This window comes from Bacillus sp. 2CMS4F (assembly GCF_023161785.1).
In the GTDB taxonomy this organism is placed as follows: domain Bacteria; phylum Bacillota; class Bacilli; order Bacillales; family Bacillaceae; genus Bacillus; species Bacillus halotolerans.
In genome coordinates this window covers 1-16,488 of the sequence record NZ_JALNTO010000025.1, presented here as the reverse complement: position 1 = coordinate 16,488, position 16,488 = coordinate 1, and the positions used below count along the sequence as shown (strand labels likewise).

20 protein-coding genes and 2 riboswitches are annotated in these 16,488 nt (G+C 43.6%); of the genes, 13 read left to right on the top strand and 7 right to left on the bottom strand.

Annotated elements, in window-relative coordinates:
- Positions 1 to 25: 25 nt before the first annotated feature.
- From MTN95_RS21265 to MTN95_RS21250, 4 genes are read right to left on the bottom strand one after another with little or no spacing between them, the layout of a single operon-like run.
- Entirely contained in the window at positions 26 to 790 is a 765-nt protein-coding gene (locus MTN95_RS21265) for an energy-coupling factor transporter transmembrane component T family protein (RefSeq protein WP_105990688.1), read from the bottom strand.
- Complete coding sequence (locus tag MTN95_RS21260; RefSeq protein WP_105990689.1) at positions 765 to 2,408, bottom strand: ABC transporter ATP-binding protein; 1,644 nt, start codon at positions 2,406 to 2,408, stop codon at positions 765 to 767. The genes MTN95_RS21265 and MTN95_RS21260 overlap by 26 nt, the downstream gene beginning before the upstream one ends.
- Positions 2,395 to 2,994 (bottom strand): ECF transporter S component, encoded by a 600-nt coding sequence (locus MTN95_RS21255; protein ID WP_248339929.1) that lies wholly within the window; start codon positions 2,992 to 2,994, stop codon positions 2,395 to 2,397. Before MTN95_RS21255 ends, MTN95_RS21260 begins: the two co-directional genes overlap by 14 nt.
- Positions 2,991 to 3,596 carry a Ykof family thiamine-binding protein gene (locus MTN95_RS21250; RefSeq protein ID WP_248339926.1) on the bottom strand — a complete coding sequence of 202 codons (606 nt, stop codon included), beginning with the start codon at positions 3,594 to 3,596 and terminating at the stop codon, positions 2,991 to 2,993. The genes MTN95_RS21255 and MTN95_RS21250 overlap by 4 nt, the downstream gene beginning before the upstream one ends.
- Before the next feature lie 96 nt (positions 3,597 to 3,692).
- A riboswitch (TPP riboswitch) is annotated at positions 3,693 to 3,804 on the bottom strand.
- A gap of 101 nt (positions 3,805 to 3,905) precedes the next feature.
- Here MTN95_RS21250 and ykoG point away from each other — a divergent pair.
- The 7 genes from ykoG (at position 3,906) to mgtE (ending at position 9,322) form a co-directional block, all read left to right on the top strand.
- Entirely contained in the window at positions 3,906 to 4,592 is a 687-nt protein-coding gene (gene ykoG, locus MTN95_RS21245; RefSeq protein ID WP_024121132.1) for a two-component system response regulator YkoG, read from the top strand.
- 3 nt (positions 4,593 to 4,595) lie between these two features.
- The gene (locus tag MTN95_RS21240; protein ID WP_248339931.1) at positions 4,596 to 5,960 is read left to right on the top strand and encodes a sensor histidine kinase; all 1,365 of its coding nucleotides are present in this window, start codon (positions 4,596 to 4,598) and stop codon (positions 5,958 to 5,960) included.
- Positions 5,957 to 6,637 (top strand): PepSY domain-containing protein, encoded by a 681-nt coding sequence (locus tag MTN95_RS21235; RefSeq protein ID WP_248339925.1) that lies wholly within the window; start codon positions 5,957 to 5,959, stop codon positions 6,635 to 6,637. The genes MTN95_RS21240 and MTN95_RS21235 overlap by 4 nt, the downstream gene beginning before the upstream one ends.
- 92 nt (positions 6,638 to 6,729) lie before the next feature.
- Complete coding sequence (locus tag MTN95_RS21230) at positions 6,730 to 7,242, top strand: PepSY domain-containing protein (RefSeq protein ID WP_105955509.1); 513 nt, start codon at positions 6,730 to 6,732, stop codon at positions 7,240 to 7,242.
- 76 nt (positions 7,243 to 7,318) lie between these two features.
- The gene (locus tag MTN95_RS21225) at positions 7,319 to 7,456 is read left to right on the top strand and encodes a transcriptional regulator SplA domain-containing protein (protein WP_003218541.1); all 138 of its coding nucleotides are present in this window, start codon (positions 7,319 to 7,321) and stop codon (positions 7,454 to 7,456) included.
- 108 nt (positions 7,457 to 7,564) lie between these two features.
- Positions 7,565 to 7,731: riboswitch (M-box (ykoK) riboswitch) on the top strand.
- A 95-nt stretch (positions 7,732 to 7,826) separates the two neighbouring features.
- Positions 7,827 to 7,949, top strand: coding sequence for a hypothetical protein (locus MTN95_RS21575; RefSeq protein ID WP_010330178.1), 123 nt, complete (start codon positions 7,827 to 7,829; stop codon positions 7,947 to 7,949).
- A 17-nt stretch (positions 7,950 to 7,966) separates the two neighbouring features.
- A complete protein-coding gene (gene mgtE / locus MTN95_RS21220; RefSeq protein WP_105955510.1) occupies positions 7,967 to 9,322 on the top strand; it encodes a magnesium transporter in 1,356 nt (451 codons plus the stop codon).
- Between the two features lie 43 nt (positions 9,323 to 9,365).
- Here mgtE and MTN95_RS21215 read toward each other — a convergent pair whose 3' ends face one another.
- A complete protein-coding gene (locus tag MTN95_RS21215; RefSeq protein ID WP_003239028.1) occupies positions 9,366 to 9,698 on the bottom strand; it encodes a MerR family transcriptional regulator in 333 nt (110 codons plus the stop codon).
- Between the two features lie 193 nt (positions 9,699 to 9,891).
- Between MTN95_RS21215 and MTN95_RS21210 the strand changes: the two genes are divergently transcribed.
- The 3 genes from MTN95_RS21210 (at position 9,892) to MTN95_RS21200 (ending at position 10,919) form a co-directional block, all read left to right on the top strand.
- Positions 9,892 to 10,047: a hypothetical protein gene (locus MTN95_RS21210; RefSeq protein WP_010333974.1), complete on the top strand. Its 156-nt coding sequence runs from the start codon at positions 9,892 to 9,894 to the stop codon at positions 10,045 to 10,047.
- An 87-nt stretch (positions 10,048 to 10,134) separates the two neighbouring features.
- The gene (locus MTN95_RS21205; protein ID WP_024121137.1) at positions 10,135 to 10,317 is read left to right on the top strand and encodes a hypothetical protein; all 183 of its coding nucleotides are present in this window, start codon (positions 10,135 to 10,137) and stop codon (positions 10,315 to 10,317) included.
- 137 nt (positions 10,318 to 10,454) lie between these two features.
- Positions 10,455 to 10,919: a MarR family winged helix-turn-helix transcriptional regulator gene (locus MTN95_RS21200; RefSeq protein WP_081638289.1), complete on the top strand. Its 465-nt coding sequence runs from the start codon at positions 10,455 to 10,457 to the stop codon at positions 10,917 to 10,919.
- An 18-nt stretch (positions 10,920 to 10,937) separates the two neighbouring features.
- Here MTN95_RS21200 and MTN95_RS21195 read toward each other — a convergent pair whose 3' ends face one another.
- Positions 10,938 to 12,059, bottom strand: a complete 1,122-nt coding sequence (locus MTN95_RS21195; RefSeq protein ID WP_248339923.1) for an MGDG synthase family glycosyltransferase — start codon at positions 12,057 to 12,059, stop codon at positions 10,938 to 10,940.
- A gap of 92 nt (positions 12,060 to 12,151) precedes the next feature.
- Here MTN95_RS21195 and MTN95_RS21190 point away from each other — a divergent pair, with 92 nt between their 5' ends.
- Positions 12,152 to 12,703, top strand: coding sequence for a YkoP family protein (locus MTN95_RS21190; RefSeq protein ID WP_024121139.1), 552 nt, complete (start codon positions 12,152 to 12,154; stop codon positions 12,701 to 12,703).
- Positions 12,704 to 12,725: 22 nt separating this feature from the next.
- On the opposite strand, the gene MTN95_RS21185 is transcribed toward MTN95_RS21190, so the two are convergent.
- Positions 12,726 to 13,499 (bottom strand): metallophosphoesterase, encoded by a 774-nt coding sequence (locus MTN95_RS21185; protein ID WP_265103694.1) that lies wholly within the window; start codon positions 13,497 to 13,499, stop codon positions 12,726 to 12,728.
- Positions 13,500 to 13,737: 238 nt separating this feature from the next.
- Here MTN95_RS21185 and MTN95_RS21180 point away from each other — a divergent pair, with 238 nt between their 5' ends.
- The gene (locus MTN95_RS21180) at positions 13,738 to 15,429 is read left to right on the top strand and encodes a DUF6044 family protein (protein WP_248339921.1); all 1,692 of its coding nucleotides are present in this window, start codon (positions 13,738 to 13,740) and stop codon (positions 15,427 to 15,429) included.
- 12 nt (positions 15,430 to 15,441) lie between these two features.
- Positions 15,442 to 16,455, top strand: a complete 1,014-nt coding sequence (locus MTN95_RS21175; protein WP_248339920.1) for a glycosyltransferase family 2 protein — start codon at positions 15,442 to 15,444, stop codon at positions 16,453 to 16,455.
- The last annotated feature ends 33 nt before the right edge of the window (positions 16,456 to 16,488 follow it).

The window sequence follows — 16,488 nt, the reverse complement described above, 5'->3', positions numbered from 1 at the left end:
CCGCTATTCAACATAGCGGCTTTTTCTATGAGGTAAAACATAAAGACACAAGAAAAGATCCTGCGAATAACAAGAGAATGAGGAAAAAGAACAGCCAGTCGCGCGGGCTGACGGTAAGCGACCGGTAATACGTCCGGTTTCGGCTGCCTGTAAATCCTTTTGATTCCATCGCAAGAGCTGTTCGTTCCGCTTTTCTGATTGCGCTTGCTAATAGCGGGATGGTATAGCGCTTTAACGCGCTGATTTTTTCTTTTAAGCCATTTTCCGCCGCTCCGCCTCGGATTTTATGTGCCTGCTGGATCAGCTGGACCTCCTCTTTTAACAGAGGGAGAAAACGAAATCCGGCAATGACGCCGTATGCAAGCTTCGGGGACAGCTTGCACTGCTGCACAAGACTCAGCATAAATAAAATCGGATCGGTTGTAAAAACAAACATCATTGATAAGGCAGAAAAGCACAAAATCCGAAACCCGAGCGAGATGCCGACAGCCACATTTTCACTGTTGATCGAAAAAGGGCCGGCTTGAAACAGAAAATTATCTGCGGTCGTGGGAATCTTGCCGAAAACAGCGGCTGTCCATACGCAGCCGAATGCTAAAATCAAAAACGGAATCGTGAACAAAAGCCATTTTTTCAGCGGTATTCTGGCCGCGGACAGGACACCCGCAACAATCATGATATAAAAGCACGCCGGTGTGTAAGGATTGTAAATAAACGACAGCATGACGACACAGCAAAAAACAGCCGCTGCTTTTACTGCCGGGTTAATGAGATGTAACGGCTGCTTCATCACGCACCTCCTGCTGGTATGTCATCCATTCATATCGAAGGGGGAGGGTGAGCTTTGCTTTTTGGACGAGCTCGGCTTCCCTGGAAAATAATTGTTCCGGTGTTCCGTCAAAGGCCAAATGTGCGCCGTGAAGCACAAGCACGCTGTCGGCATATGAAGATACAAGCTCCATATCGTGTGTGATCATGAGGACAGCGGTGCCTTCTGTCTGGATATGCTGAATCATCTCCATGCATTCAGCGGCTGTTTTGGCGTCTTGGCCAAAGGTCGGTTCGTCTAAAAGCAAAACCTTTACATCGTGCATCAGCATGGTGGCGACACTCAGCCGCCGTTTTTGCCCTTGGCTGACCGCAAACGGATGGTGGTCCGCCAAATGTGCAAGGCCGAAACGCTGCAGCAGATTCTGCGCTTTTTTCTCGGTTTCGGCATTTGCCGCATGGCCGAACAGCAGCTCATCATATACTGTGTCAGTCACAAACTGGTGCTCTGGATTTTGGAAAACCAATCCCATTTGTTTGCGAAGCTCTTTTTCTTTGTAAGACTCCAGCGGCTTATCATGCAGAAGAATCTTGCCGCTTTTCGGTTTGAGCAAACGGGCGAGAACAGACAACAGCGTAGATTTTCCTGTGCCGTTTGGCCCGACAAGTGCCGTCAAAGAGCCTGCACGCAATGAAAAACGGATGTCTTTGAAAATGGTCTGCTGTCCTCTTGAAAACGATAAGTTCTGGACCTGCACTGCGTGTTCAGCAGAAAGAACCGCTGCTTCTCCAGCAGGCCCAGCAGGGAAGGGTTCCTTGAACAGCGTTTTTTTTGACAATGTAAACGGTATGCTCACATTTTCTTGTAAGCCACAAATTTTTGGCACAGCGATTCCCATTGTTCTTAACATGTTTGAGTGATGCTGAAACATATCCTTAGTCGGCCCGTCTAAGGCTTTCTTGCCTGCTCCATTCAGTACGATTGTTCTTTCAACCCAAGGCGCCCATTCATCAAGCTGATGTTCGATCACGAGAAGGCCGAAGCCTTTTTCCTGCTGAAGCTCTTTGATCATTTGAACGAATTCCCGTGCTGAATAAGGGTCTAAAAGGGAAGTCGGTTCATCCAGAATAATGAGCTCAGGCTCCATTGCCAAAATACAAGCGAGCGCGACTTTTTGCTTCAGTCCCCCTGACAGAGTAGAAATCGTTTTTTCCTTTACATGAGTGATATGTAATTTTTCCAGAACGTCATCAATTTTCTTCACCATTTCTTCTTGGGGGATTTGCAGATTTTCCAATCCAAAGGCGATTTCATCCTCCACTGTCAGCATACAAAACTGCTGATCAGGGTCCTGAAAGACGACTCCGACATGCTGAGCGATTGTTTCAGAGGTTTCAGCGTCAGTGATCGGTTTTTGAAATAAGAATACATGCCCAGACAGCATCCCGTCGCAAGCTTCAGGGTAAAGCCCGTTTAAACAGAGGGCAAGCGAGCTTTTTCCGCACCCGCTCGGCCCTAACAATAAAGCGCATTCTCCTTTTTGGAGCTCAAACGTTATATCCTGAAAAATCGGTTTCTCGTTTTCTTCATATGAAAAGTTAAGCCGGTCAACCGAAAGCAACTTGTTATAGGCTTGCATGATTTGATACCCGTTTCCGTTTCTTTTTCAGTTCCTTTCCGAGTGCCATTCCGTTTAAGACACCCGTATATGCGAGAGAATCGCTGACAGCTTTTCCGAGAAGGCCGGCCAGGACCGCACCTGAAACGAGACGGATCAGAAGCATAATGAGCAGATAGCCCGGTGAGTACGCCGCATAACCGGAAACAAAGAAATCATAAATAAAGCTGGACACCGAAGACCCCATACCCGCCAGAAGCAGCACAGGAAGGGAATATGCTTTCCAGCGTGTCGCAAGAAATACAGCTTCTGCTCCGAGACCTTGAACAATGCCGATAACGATAACCATCGGGCCTGAAGGATTTCCCAGCAAACATTCAACGAGAGCTGCGATGATTTCTGAAACAAGGGCCGCGCCCGATTTACGAATGATGTACGCGGCAATCACCGACACGATAAACCAAATGCCGTAAATCGGTTCATAAGCGATAGGCCCGAACATCCCTGCAAGTACGTTTCCGAAATGGGTGAATACTAAATAAACAATGCCAAAAACAATACTGATAACAGACATGATGACAATTTCTTTTACTTTCCAGCTTTTCATTTTATCCCTGCTTTCTGTTTTCTTGATGGACTGTTTGCCGAGAAGTTCACGGTCATGGTGACATGGGCTGTTTGCTGATTTGCCATGCGGAAAGCGGCTTCCAGTGTCCGGAACACGTCGTGTGCATCTCCGTCTACCTCACTTGCGTAATGAACACCCTGTACAAAGGTGCCGTCAGCCTTAGCGATTTCAACAGCTTTCAAGATAATGTCCATATAATTCGGCTCATTCATCGGATAAAGTGCAAATTGGCATGGAGCCTCTGCTTTCAGGTCGTGAACAGATTCTTCATTGACTCGCTTTTCATCTGCTGTCAGATATGTATCTCCTTGTGTATCGCCCGGGCAGCCGATGGAAAATGTCCCGTTCATGACAATGTGCTTTTCGCTATTTGCTGCATACAGGTAGATGGCTTTAGCGGCGTCGAATACATGAGCGATCGATCCGCGCAAAACTGTACTGATATGATCTGTCTTTGTCCAAACCTTTGACGTATCCGTTTTTTTCAGCGCAGACTTGATCACACTGATAAAATCATCTGTCATCGGGTATAAAGAGAACCGAAATCCGGCGATTCTGCTTGTACCGCATAAGTTGTCCATTTCTCTGACCTCCTGTTTTTTTGGTAAAATAAAAAACTGCATATCCTTAGGGAATATGCAGTCATAGATCGAGTAAGCGCACGAAAAAATACACCTTTCGGTCAACCTGCACTTCCCCACGCTGGTATTATCCAGATCGGGTCATAAGGGATCAAAGCGCGTTTTTGCGCGCTTTATCTCAGCCATAACAGCACCCCTAGTGCTTTCCGTATACAATTTTTTATTTTGACATCATAATAGATGATAAGAATCATTTTGTAAACAATGAAATCATTTTTTTCATATAGGAACATGAGAGGATGATCGGAATTGGAAAAAGGGCACATATTAATTGTGGAAGATGAAGAAAAAATCGCGAGGGTCCTTCAGCTTGAATTGGAATATGAAGGATACAGCGTCACCATCAAACATAATGGCTCTGAAGGACTTAACGCGGCCACGGAAGGTTCGTATTCCCTATTGCTGCTCGATGTCATGCTGCCGGGGTTGAGCGGGCTTGAAGTGCTGCGCCGGCTGAGGAAAACGGATCAAGAGACACCGGTTATTTTATTAACAGCCCGCGACAGCGTTCCAGATAAGGTAACGGGGCTTGACATCGGTGCGAATGACTATGTCACCAAGCCGTTTGAAATTGAAGAATTGCTTGCCAGAATCAGAGCGGCACTCCGCCAAACCGGAAGCAAAACAGAGGATATCGGCACATTTTTGACATATGACGATTTGCAGGTGAACGAGAAAACACGTGAAGTCAGACGGGGAGACAAAGAGGTTGAATTAACGCCCCGGGAATTTGATTTGCTCGTCTATATGCTGAAGCATCCGCAGCAAGTGCTGACGAGGGAGCAAATTCTCAGCTCTGTATGGGGGTTTGATTACATCGGAGATACAAATGTCGTCGACGTGTACATAAGATATATCAGAAAAAAATTGGACTATCCTTACGAAAAACAGCTGATTCATACCGTGCGCGGGGTCGGCTATACCATTAAGGGGTAAATGATGAAGCTGAAGACAAAGATTCATCTTTATACATCCATTTGGCTGTTGATTTTATTAGTGTTGGTTCATACTGCGATCTATCTCATCTTTTCATCAGCACTCACCTCAAAGGATGCGGCCCGTCTTGCCGATGAAACGGACAATATCGCCGAAGCTCTTCATACCGCCGAAACACAAGGAGTGGCTTTGCAGGATATGCTGCAGGCCTATCTTCCGGCAAATGGAATGGTGCGGGTAGTGAGTGCGGATCGGAAAGCCGTCATGACCATCACAAAGGAAAAAGCATATAAAGACTTCCCTCTTTCTTTTCACAGCGGGGAAACGACAGACGTGACAAAGCATGAAGGCAAACTGTTTGCAGCAGCAGCTGTCCCGGTCATTTGGACAGACGGACAAGTCGTATCGCTTCAGCTCGTGGAAAGGCTGGAGCATACAGAAGAGAGTCTTCTTCTGCTAAGAATCATCTTAATTGTGGCCAGCGCGGCTGTCTGTATCGCTTCCTTCTTTGCCGGCAGCTTACTCGCCCGCCATATCATCAATCCAATCAGACAATTGGTGACAACGATGAAAGACATACAGAGAGAAAAAGCATTCAAAACAATTTCTCTGGAAGGACAGTCGCATGATGAACTGTATCAAATGGGGCTGACCTTTAATGAGATGGCGAGCATGCTGAAAGAGCACTACGACAAACAGCAGCAATTTGTCCAAGACGCTTCACACGAGCTGAAAACCCCGCTCACCATTATTGAAAGCTACAGCAATCTGATGAAACGCTGGGGGGCAAAAAAGCCTGAAGTGCTTGAGGAATCCATTGAAGCGATTCATTCAGAAGCGGTCCATATGAAAAAACTGACCAATCAGCTGCTTACGCTGGCCAAGACCCATAAAGAACTGGAGCTTGATCTGAAAACGGTTGACCTGATCGAAGTGTCGCGCGCCGTTATACAAACACTCCAGCCGGTTTATAATCGCGACATCTTTCTCGAGACGGACAAGGAGAATTTGCTTGTAACGGCAGATGAAGAACGCATAAAGCAGCTACTGACGATTTTGCTAGATAATGCCATAAAATATAGTGACAAGGCCATTGTGATTTCCGCAGGAACCAAAAACAGACGTCCGTTTTTGTCTGTAAGGGATGAAGGAATCGGCATACCTGAAGAGCATATCCCGCGCCTGTTTGAACGTTTTTACCGGGCGGATGAGGCGCGTAACCGCAAAACAGGCGGAACGGGTTTAGGTCTATCCATTGCCAAACATATTGCCGATGAGCATGGTATTGACCTGTCTGTAAAAAACAAACCGGGACAGGGAACAAATGTCACGATGCAATTTAGAGAACAGGATGGGGGAGCGCTATGACAAAACGAATGAAAACAGGAGCTGCTGCGGCGGCAGCCGTTTTAGCCATTGTCATCTGCGCGGTTCTTATCATTCAGCAAACCCATGAGGACGTGCTGTCAAAGGAGGCAGTCATAAAAAAAGTAGAAACCTCCTATGAAGGCGACATCACAAAAGTGACGCAATCCAATGATAAAAAAACGTATGATATGACTCTGGAAAATCCACAAGGAATTTATTTTCTAAAAGCTGATGCTAAATCGGGCGACATATTGTCAATGAACAGAGTGAAAGAGACGAACACATCTGAGATGACAGAAAAAGAAGCTGAGCAGCTCGCTCTGGTGCGGGTGCCGGGCACCGTCAAAAAACATACGCGAAAACACGGAGTTGCGTCGTATACCATTCAAAAAAATAATGGAGAAACATACGAAGTGAAGGTAGATATGAAGACAAAAGCGGTGGTGTCCGCTGATAAAATCAGCAGCAAAGACAAACAAAAGACAACAATTTCCGAAAAAGAGGCAAAAGCCATTGCAGAGCGTGAGGCTGGAGGAAAAGCGGATGACGCCGATTTGGAAGAAAGCGAAGGCACTCTCCTGTTTGAAGTAGATGTTGATCTCCCGAATGACAAGGAAGCTACGGTGAAAATAAACGCCTATACCGGCAAAGTTTCTAATATTATCTATGAAGACTAATGGTTTTCTCATCAAATTCTCATCTTTCTCTCGTGTTCCTTTCATGTTGAGTGTGTAAACTGAACTCATAACGAACAAGGGAGGCATCACATATGCTGAAGAAAAGATGGATGATTGGCTTATTAGCAGGGTGTTTAGCGGCCGGAGGGTTCAGCTACAATGCGTTTGCGAAAGAAAATAATGAACAAACACAGCCTGTTTCTGAAACTGGCGGACTTACTGAACAAGAAGCGGAGTCCATTGCCAAAACAGTTGTTGACGGAACAGTGGATGACATCGACAGAGACATCTATAACGGCAAAGAAGCTTATGAAGTTGAAATCGAAAAAGACGGTGAAGATTATGATGTTTATGTGGATATCAAGACCAAACAAGCGCTCAATGACCCGTTAAAAGAGAAAAAAGAACAAGTTGTTTTGACAAAAGAAGAAGCAGAACAGATTGCTCTAAAGCAAACAGCTGGAACCGTCACAGAAAGCAAGCTGGATGAAGACGACGGTGCTTATATCTACGAAATTGAGGTTCAAACGAAACAAGGGACTGAAGCAGAATTTGACATCTCTGCAAAGGACGGACGTATTATGAAACAGGAATTAGACGACTAACCCCGCACCCGCGGGGTTTTTTTCATGATAACGAGCCGCTTTTTGGACAATCTAATAAGAAAAGGAGGCGAAGCGCTTGGAAAAGAAAGAAGAACAATACATCAATCAGGCTGAGTATGTTCCACATCCGACGAAGGAAGGGGAATACGCCTTATTTCTTCATGAAACCTATCATTTGCTTTCAGAAGATGATGAGACGCAAACAACAGAATAAGGGCTAAGGCCCTTATTTTATTTCATCAGATGAGGTGTAAACGCATAAATAACTTTTTTAAGTTGACATAGCTTGTTTTTTTCTGTAATCTCAGTGTGTCAATTCAATTACGAACTTCGTTAGGTGAGGCTCCTGTATGGAGATACGCTGCTGCCCAAAAATGTCCAAAGACGCCAATGGGTCAACAGAAATCATCGACATAAGGTGATTTTTAATGCAGCTGGATGATTGCTCCTATGCCATACAGTGCTAAAGCTCTACGATTGAAGGCGCCCGCACGCTTTTTTTGCCGTGCTTCTTTCACCTTCAATCCAGAAGGCTTTTTTTATGCCTTGAAAACGAAATGTTGAACAAAAAGGAGGTGCGGAGTATGGATTCTCCCCATTCGAGTCAATCTGAAGAAGTACCCATATACTATGACAGCAAGACAATTGATTACACGATGAGGAGACGATCTGCCGCACCTTCTGGCGAGGCCGGCACGTCTCCGTAGAGGAGGTACGAGTCCCGATGGTTCAAAACATGACCTATGACGAACTCATTTTACGCATCATTATCTTATTGCGAGACGGAAAAATCAGGGATTTCAGAAGTGTTATTGATGAGCTTCAGCCCTATGATATGGCGTTTATTTTTAAAGAAATGCCGGAAAAACACCGCGCCCGCTATTTATCTTATTTAACTGTTGATGATATTACTGATATGATTGGCGAACTGGAACGGGAATTTCAGCTAGCCGTCTTAAATAAAGTCGGAAAAACAAAAGCAACACTCGCCATGAACAAAATGGACAACGATGACCTCGCTCAATTGCTTGAAGAAATGGATGAAGAACTGAAGGAACAGCTTTTATCCAGCATGGAAGCCTCAGAGTCAAAAGCTGTTCAGCTCCTTATGAATTACCCGGCTGATTCAGCGGGGCGCATGATGACCAACCGTTATGTGTGGATTCCTCAGCATTACACGGTAAAAGACGCGGTCGTCAAACTAAAAAGTTTCGCGGAAATCGCAGAGTCTATCAACTACTTATATGTCATAAATGACAGTAAGCAGCTTGTCGGCGTTCTGTCATATCGCGATTTGATTCTCGGGGAACCGGAAGAAAAGGTACAAGACTTGATGTTTACCCGTGTCATTGCAGCAGACGCGCTTCAAGATCAGGAAGAAGTGGCGCGGCTGATTGAACGTTACGATTTCTTAGCGATTCCGATTGTGGAAGAAAACAATGTGCTTGTTGGGATCGTGACGGTCGATGATATCATCGACGTCGTTATTCGGGAAGCCGATGAGGACTACGAAAAATTCGCCGCATCAGGGAAAGCCATTACCTTCGATACAAAAGCATATGTTGCAGCATACCGCCGCCTTCCATGGCTGATCCTGCTTTTGTTCATCGGGCTGATTTCAGGCAGCATCATGAGCTATTTTGAAGATACGCTGAAGCAGGTCGTGGCGCTGGCATTCTTTATGCCGATGGTGTCAGGGATGACAGGGAATACAGGAACACAGTCTCTCGCGGTCGTCATCAGAGGTTTATCTAAAGAAGAAATGAATAAAACAACGATTGTGAAACTGATTTTTCGGGAGCTCAGAACGAGTATTTATATCGGTGCCGTCTGTTCTGTCTTAATTACGGTGATCGCCATTTTATGGCAGGGAAATGTGCTTTTAGGATTTGTTGTCGGCTCTTCACTGCTGCTGACCTTAATTATCGGCACGATGTCCGGAACAATTATCCCTATTATTCTGCATAGACTGAATGTAGACCCGGCCATTGCTTCAGGCCCGCTTATTACGACGTTAAATGATATTTTGTCATTATTAATTTACTTTGGTATTGCGACTGCATTCATTCACTCATTATAAACGATAAAAGTCCGTCTCAGATTGCGAGGCGGACTTTTATCGTTTAACGGTTTTTGTACCTAAAGTGAGCATTAAGCTGCCCCTCCAGCATTTTTTTTCTGACTTGCGGATCGTTTTTTACCATTTGTTCTTTTTTGCGCATATCTTTTAAAATTTCAGCTGTCTGCACGCCGTCTTCGCGTTTGTTGGCAATATCCATCAGCCGCTCGACGTCGGCAAAAGAATATTTTCTCGTTCCCCTTGAAGAACGCTGCGGATAAATCAGCTTACGCTCCTCATAATACCTGATCTGCCTTACGGACAACCCTGTCAATTCACTGACAATCCCGATTGAAATCACTTTTTTGTCTTTATAAGAATGATCTTCTGTGGTCATTTTTCCACCCCTGGATGTCTTTTGATAATAGTATATAAAAAACATAGAGAAAAAACCTGACGCTTGTTATATTTTCTAACATGAAATAGCAGATTTTTGAAAAAATACGGCAGAAAAATTAACAAGAATGATGCGTAACCTATAAGCGCGTTTTATCCTTTATGTAACGATTAAATGAGGAGGAAGGATAATCATGGAGGAAGAAAAAGCGGTCTCACTGGCAAAGGAAATAATCGAGTTGGATATGAAACGGGATGAAATGCTTGAAACGTTTATGCAGCTTGCCGGAGAACATGCTTTTCAGCTTTTAAGATCAGTTCAAAACGGACTTTACCGAAAATCTTCGTAAACATAAATTCTTTACATTAGATTCACACCACATTCATTTAAAAAGAGTATCTTATTTAGAGGATACCTTAAAATGAAGGAGGACGCTATGAGTAATTTATTGAAAACAGCATTAGAAAAAGAACGAAGCCATTATTCAGAAAAACTCTTTCAAATCGGAGTTTATAATAAAGAAGTAATGAACAAAATGACACTTTCTGAACTGCGGAAGGAATACGCATATTTCTTTCGCAGCATCCCATATCACCAAAAAAATCCTTATACAAAATAACGAGTATAAGGATTTTTTTGTTTCCTGAAAAGGAATTTCTCGAATTATAGCGAATAAAAATAATAAGGGCATTAAACTCTTATTATATGTAAGGGTTTTCATTATTTTTTTATAAAAATTCTATATACGGGGTAGATATGATGAGATTATCGTTTAACGAAGAAGAAGTTGAGCGTGCGATGAATTTGTACAGAGTTTTTGCAAGGGCTTTCAAAAGTGTGTCTGAACACAGCATCCGTGACAGCAAAGAGCACGGCTTTAATCCCACAGAATTTGCCGTACTGGAACTTTTGTATACGAGAGGCCCGCAAAAATTACAGCAAATTGGGTCGCGGCTTCTGCTTGTAAGCGGAAACGTCACATATGTCATTGATAAGCTAGAAAGAAACGGGTTTTTAGTCAGGGAGCAGGACCCGAAAGATAAACGCTCCGTTTACGCGCATCTCACGGATAAAGGGAATGAGTATTTGGATAAAATTTATCCAATCCACGCGCTCCGTATAGCGAGAGCGTTTTCAGGCCTTTCGTCTGATGAGCAGGACCAGCTGATCCTCCTGCTGAAGAAAGCAGGTATTCACAGCCAGCATTTACTGTTTCGTTAGTCATTCCACACTCTCTTTTCAGGAGGGTGTTTTTTTATGTTCACATTCATCTAATATCCTTTTTAAAACCTCCCCAATCTCCCGGTCGCACATTTGGCCAAGATACTCCTTGACTTGCTTCTCTGCTGCTGCCCGTTCATTCGATTGAAAAAATGCGGAAATACGCTCTTCTGCCCGCTTCATATCCCAGTTTCTTATATCTGTAACAAGCTGCCGTTCTTTTAACAGGTTCACATTCATTTCCTCCTGTCCCGGCAGCGCATGATAGATAAATACCGGAAGCCTTTTCTTTAAGCATTCACTGATGGTTACGCCTCCTGGCTTTGTCATGACGCCTGAGGCCTTTGCGTACAGACGGTTCATTTCTGCTTTGCTGTGAAGGTATGGGATCGCTTCGATAAAAGGATGTTGTAAACTTTTGACATAGCGGTAGAGCTTTTCGTTTCTGCCGCATAATATTTTGTATAAGATGTTTCCGCCTGGCGACAGCTCCTGGACCAGCTTAAAAATACCTCCGACTCCCATACTGCCGCCTGTGATCATGACGGTATAAGGCGGACGATGCTGGCAGGTGTCTGCGGTTCCAGCTTCATAAGCCCGGTGAACGGGAATGCCGGTCAAAAATATTTTTTTCGGGCTGATTCCTTCGGACATGAGCTGCTTCTTGATATCCATGATCGGGACAAAGTGGTAGTCAATGTTCTTCCGCCCCCATACCTGATTCACAAAAAAATCCGTGTAGACATTTACAATGGTCATGTTTGGATATTCCGGTTTCAGCCGGTTTAGCAGGTAAGAAGGCAGGGCGTGTGTGCAGAAGGCGATATCAGGCTGTTTTTCTTTGAGAATCTGTCTCATGCTTTGCATAAACAGCCATTCATACATGGCATAGCGTTTGACATTTTTACACTCTCCGCAAGCGAGAAGCTTGTATATTCCGCTGTACGTTTTCGGGAAATATTGAATCCATTTTAAATAAGCTGAGGAGGACAGTTGTTCTAAGCGTTTATACGTATGTGAAAAGATATCAATTTTTTCTGAATGCAGCCCTTTAGATTCCAGATCAGCCTTCAGGGCATCAGCAACATGATGATGCCCGGTGGAAATGCTTAAAAAAGGAAAAATAAGAATGTTTGTCATGTCTGTCCTCCTTAAAAATATGGCAACTATATTTTGGGGAGAATCATCACAAAATATAAGGGTGTTTTTTTGATGATAAGGAAGGTGAAGAGATGAAAACCTGTTTCCTTTCCATTTGGAGAGTGATTGACCCGATTTATTTCTTTTTTTCGAGGCTGACTTTGATTGAAGATGAGCGAAAATGCGTCTTTCGAGTCAGACTGACGAAATACAAAGGGCATCATGTCGTGCTGAGTGACGGAACGCATATAAGAAAAAACGATGTGCTCGTTAAAATCCATCTGCACAATATTAAGCTGATCAGGGAGCTGCAAAGCATTGAAAGCGCGGTCAGAAAAGGAATCATTATTTATCAAAAAGTATATCAATCCATGCCGATGCTGCTGGAGTATATCAACAATCATAAAAAAAGCGAAAAAATCAAAGGGATCATTGGCATTACAATGCTTGATAAAGGGGTAGAAAGGCTCGGCTTTGACGTGGTAACCCCGGTCAATCCTTTTTACAGATCCTTTAAAAAGATCACCCATATGCCGATTTTATATTTAACGTCAAAGCCAGTGAGCTTGCGAAATCTGCCGAATTCATCCTATTTGTTTATCTCGAAAGAAAAGCTTCAGCACACCTATCAAAAAAAAGACTGATGCCATGGTCAGCACAGTCTTTTTAAATTTGATGGAAAGTCACTTCCGGGCGGCTTCCTACACGGATATTAACGCCAGTTTGTCCTAAACCCTCACTGATATAAAATGGTTTATCGTGGTGATAATGAAGGCCTTTAATCATATTCATGCGTACAAGCTTGCCCATTTTCACCAAATGATACGGCTTTGGCCAGTGGATTTGTCCTCCGTGAAAATGGCCTGATAACAGGTAGTCAAAATGAATATCCTGCATCTCTAAAATAATATTCGGATCATGTGTCAGTACAAGGTGATAGCCATTCTGAAGACCTTTATAAGAGTTTGTGATTTTACTGCGATTCGTACTGTAATCGTCAATTCCGATAATATTAACAGGCCCTGCATCAGTATTGATGTGAACATGTTCATTTTGCAGCGTAATGCAGCCGTTTTCCTCTAGCACTCGCTTTAATCTTTGAAAGTCCTTATCTTTTAATACATAATCATGATTGCCAAACACCGCGTACATGCCATACGCAGGCTTCAGTTGTTGCAGTGCCTGCAAGTAGCCGGCAAGCTTTGGAATATTTCGTTTCCGGTCAAGAAAATCTCCGGTAAGCGCAATGAGGTCTACAGGTTGATTATTTGTTAAACGATACAGCTCATCAGGCGAAACAGAAATGTTTTCTAAATGAAGATCCGATAAATGAAGGATATTCAGTTTTTTTCTTGCTGGAAGGCCGTCTTGCTGATCAATTGAAATCGTGTTGACCTTCACATCTTTTGTGTTGCGGTTTGCTTTATATATAAATGGCATAACAGCAAGTATGATCAATGAAAGTAAGATGAACACATGTATCCCCTCCCTTCTACCAGTATAGTAAGTGATCCAGCCTTATGGATAGCGGGAATTAATGGGTTGAAGACCAGTTTGAAAAATGCAGAAAGGATTGTCATTTGATGAATGTTTTAGAAGGGAAAAGGGATAATAAATTTTGACAGCTGAGGCAGATCATGCCCGATAGAAGTCAGAATAACAGATGGATGTGTTAGGGATGTTACGATTAAGACAACACAAAAAAGAAACATATTATCTTTTGATGGCTTTATTTCTCCTTTTGCTGTATGTATCTCCGCTTTTTATTTTGAAGGAAGACGCCCATATTCGCGTACACGATAATTTAGATTCTAATATCGCTTGGTACAAGGTGCTGGCCGACAGCGGAGAAATCATCGGCAAAGTTGATGCGGCCATTCCGCAAATCATTAACGGACTGCCCCGGGACGCGTTTGGCACTGAGTGGAGCGGAATTGTTTGGCTTCACGCGTTGTTTTCTTCTATGACCGCCTATGCGGTAAGCCAGACCATTACGAGAGTTGTCGCTTTCTTCGGAATGTATGTGCTGCTGAAGAAACATGTGATTCCGGAGCAGAAAGCGGCATTGATCCGAATTGGCGTATCGCTCGCATTTGCCTTAACGCCTTTTTGGCCTTCTGGAATGCTGAGCACGCTTGGATACCCTTTGGCGCTGTGGGCTTTTTTGAATATCCGAAAAGGAGATATCTCATGGAGAGAATGGCTGACGCTCGGTTTGCTGCCGTTGTATTCAAGCTTTGTATTAGGCTTCTTCTTTTTCTTGGCTGGGATGGCATGCTTCTGGCTGTATGATGTCATCACAAAAAGAAAATGGAATTTCATTTTCTTAGGCAGCATCGCTTTTATGACAAGTATTTATCTATTTGTCGAGTACCGGCTTGTCTATTCGATGTTGATTTCACACGCGCCGATGCACCGGATTGAATTTATTTCATCAAGGCATGATGTTTGGCACTCTCTGCGTTTGTCCGTCAAAAACTTTGTCTACGGACACAACCATGTCATGACAGTTCATACCGTTGTGATTCTTCCAATCTTATTACTCGTATTTTTTGCTGTGCTGTTCAAACGAAATCGGACAAGGGAAGAAAACGTTTATCTTTTTCTCAGCGTGCTGAATTATGCGCTGTCACTGTGGTATGCGTTTTGGTTCAACAAAATATGGGCTGTTCCAAAGCAGAAATTTGCATTTTTAGCCGAATTTAATTTTGCCCGTTTTCATTTTTTGCGCCCGCTGGTGATCTACATGAGTTTTGCGCTCGCTTTGTACCTCATCTGGCGGATGGGGAAAAAGTGGCGATGGCTTGTGTATGCGGCAGTTACTGCGCAGCTGATGGTCCTTGCGCCTTTTAATGAGGAGTATACGTATGGCGTTCACTACAACGCGCCGACGTTTCGTGAATTTTACGCATCTGACCAATTTAAAGAGATTAAGGAGTATATCGGGCGCCCGCAAGATTCGTACAGGGTGGCGAGTATCGGTCTGCATCCGTCTATTGCCCAATACAACGGTTTTTACACCTTAGATACATATAACAACCTGTACCCGCTCTCATATAAATATGAATTTAGAAAAATCATTGAAAAAGAGCTGGAAAAAAACGCCCAATTGAAACGGTACTTTGATGAATGGGGGAGCCGCTGCTATCTGTTCGTCGATGAGCTTGGCAAACGATATGACTTTAAAAAGAATTCGAAAAAAACAATCAATCATCTTGAATTAAATACAGATGTGTTTAAACAAATGGGCGGACAATATATTTTTTCTTCGGTTCCCATTATGAACGCTGACCAAAACCACCTGGCGCTCGTGAAAACATTTGACCATAAAGATTCCGCCTGGCGCATTTATTTATACGAAACAAAATAAGGAGGATATCGATTGAAACAGCCACAGCCAGTGTTAACCATCGTCGTTCCGTGTTTCAATGAAGAGGAAGTATTTAAAGAGACAAGCCGTCAGCTGACGGAGGTTGTAAACAGCTTAATGGAAGAAAAAATGATATCAGAAGGCAGTAAAATTTTATTTGTTGATGACGGCAGCAAAGACCGCACCTGGTCTTTGATTGCCATGGAAAGTGTGAAAAACAAGAAGGTAACCGGTTTAAAATTAGCCTGCAATGTCGGTCATCAAAAAGCGCTTTTAGCAGGTCTGCATAAAGCAAAGCAAAAATCAGACTGCGTGATTTCGATTGATGCCGACCTGCAGGATGATATCTCTGTTATCAGAGAATTTATGCTGAAATATCACGATGGTTTTGAAATCGTGTACGGCGTGCGCCGCAGCCGGAAAACCGATACCTTTTTTAAGCGCACGACCGCTATAGGGTTTTACCGGCTCATGAATAAGCTTGGGATTAAGTTAATTTACAATCATGCCGATTTTCGCTTAATGAATAAAAGGGCGCTTGAAGAACTCGCGCGCTATCCGGAAGCCAATTTGTTTTTAAGGGGCATCGTTCCTATGATCGGCTTCAGGTCAGCCGAAGTCTTGTATGACCGCAAAGAACGTTTTGCCGGAAAAACGAAATATCCGCTGAAAAAAATGCTTTCATTCGCATTTAACGGAATTACATCCTTCAGTGTGGCCCCGATTCGCTTTTTTACGCTTTTGGGTTTTCTATTATTTTTGGTAAGCGCCATGGCGGGGATTGGCGCAGTCATTCAAAAAATGCTCGGCCACACAAATGCGGGCTGGGCGTCTCTCATCATCTCCATTTGGTTTCTGGGCGGATTGCAGCTCATGGGAATCGGGATTATCGGCGAATATATCGGAACGATTTTCTCTGAAGTGAAAAGACGGCCGAAGTATGCGGTTGATATCGATTTGTATAATGAACCCTTGAGCCCGCTGCAGCGCCAGGAAAGTGAGCGTTTGGAGAAAAAATACAGTTGAAACAACAAAAAGAGCTGACTGGATAAGTCAGCT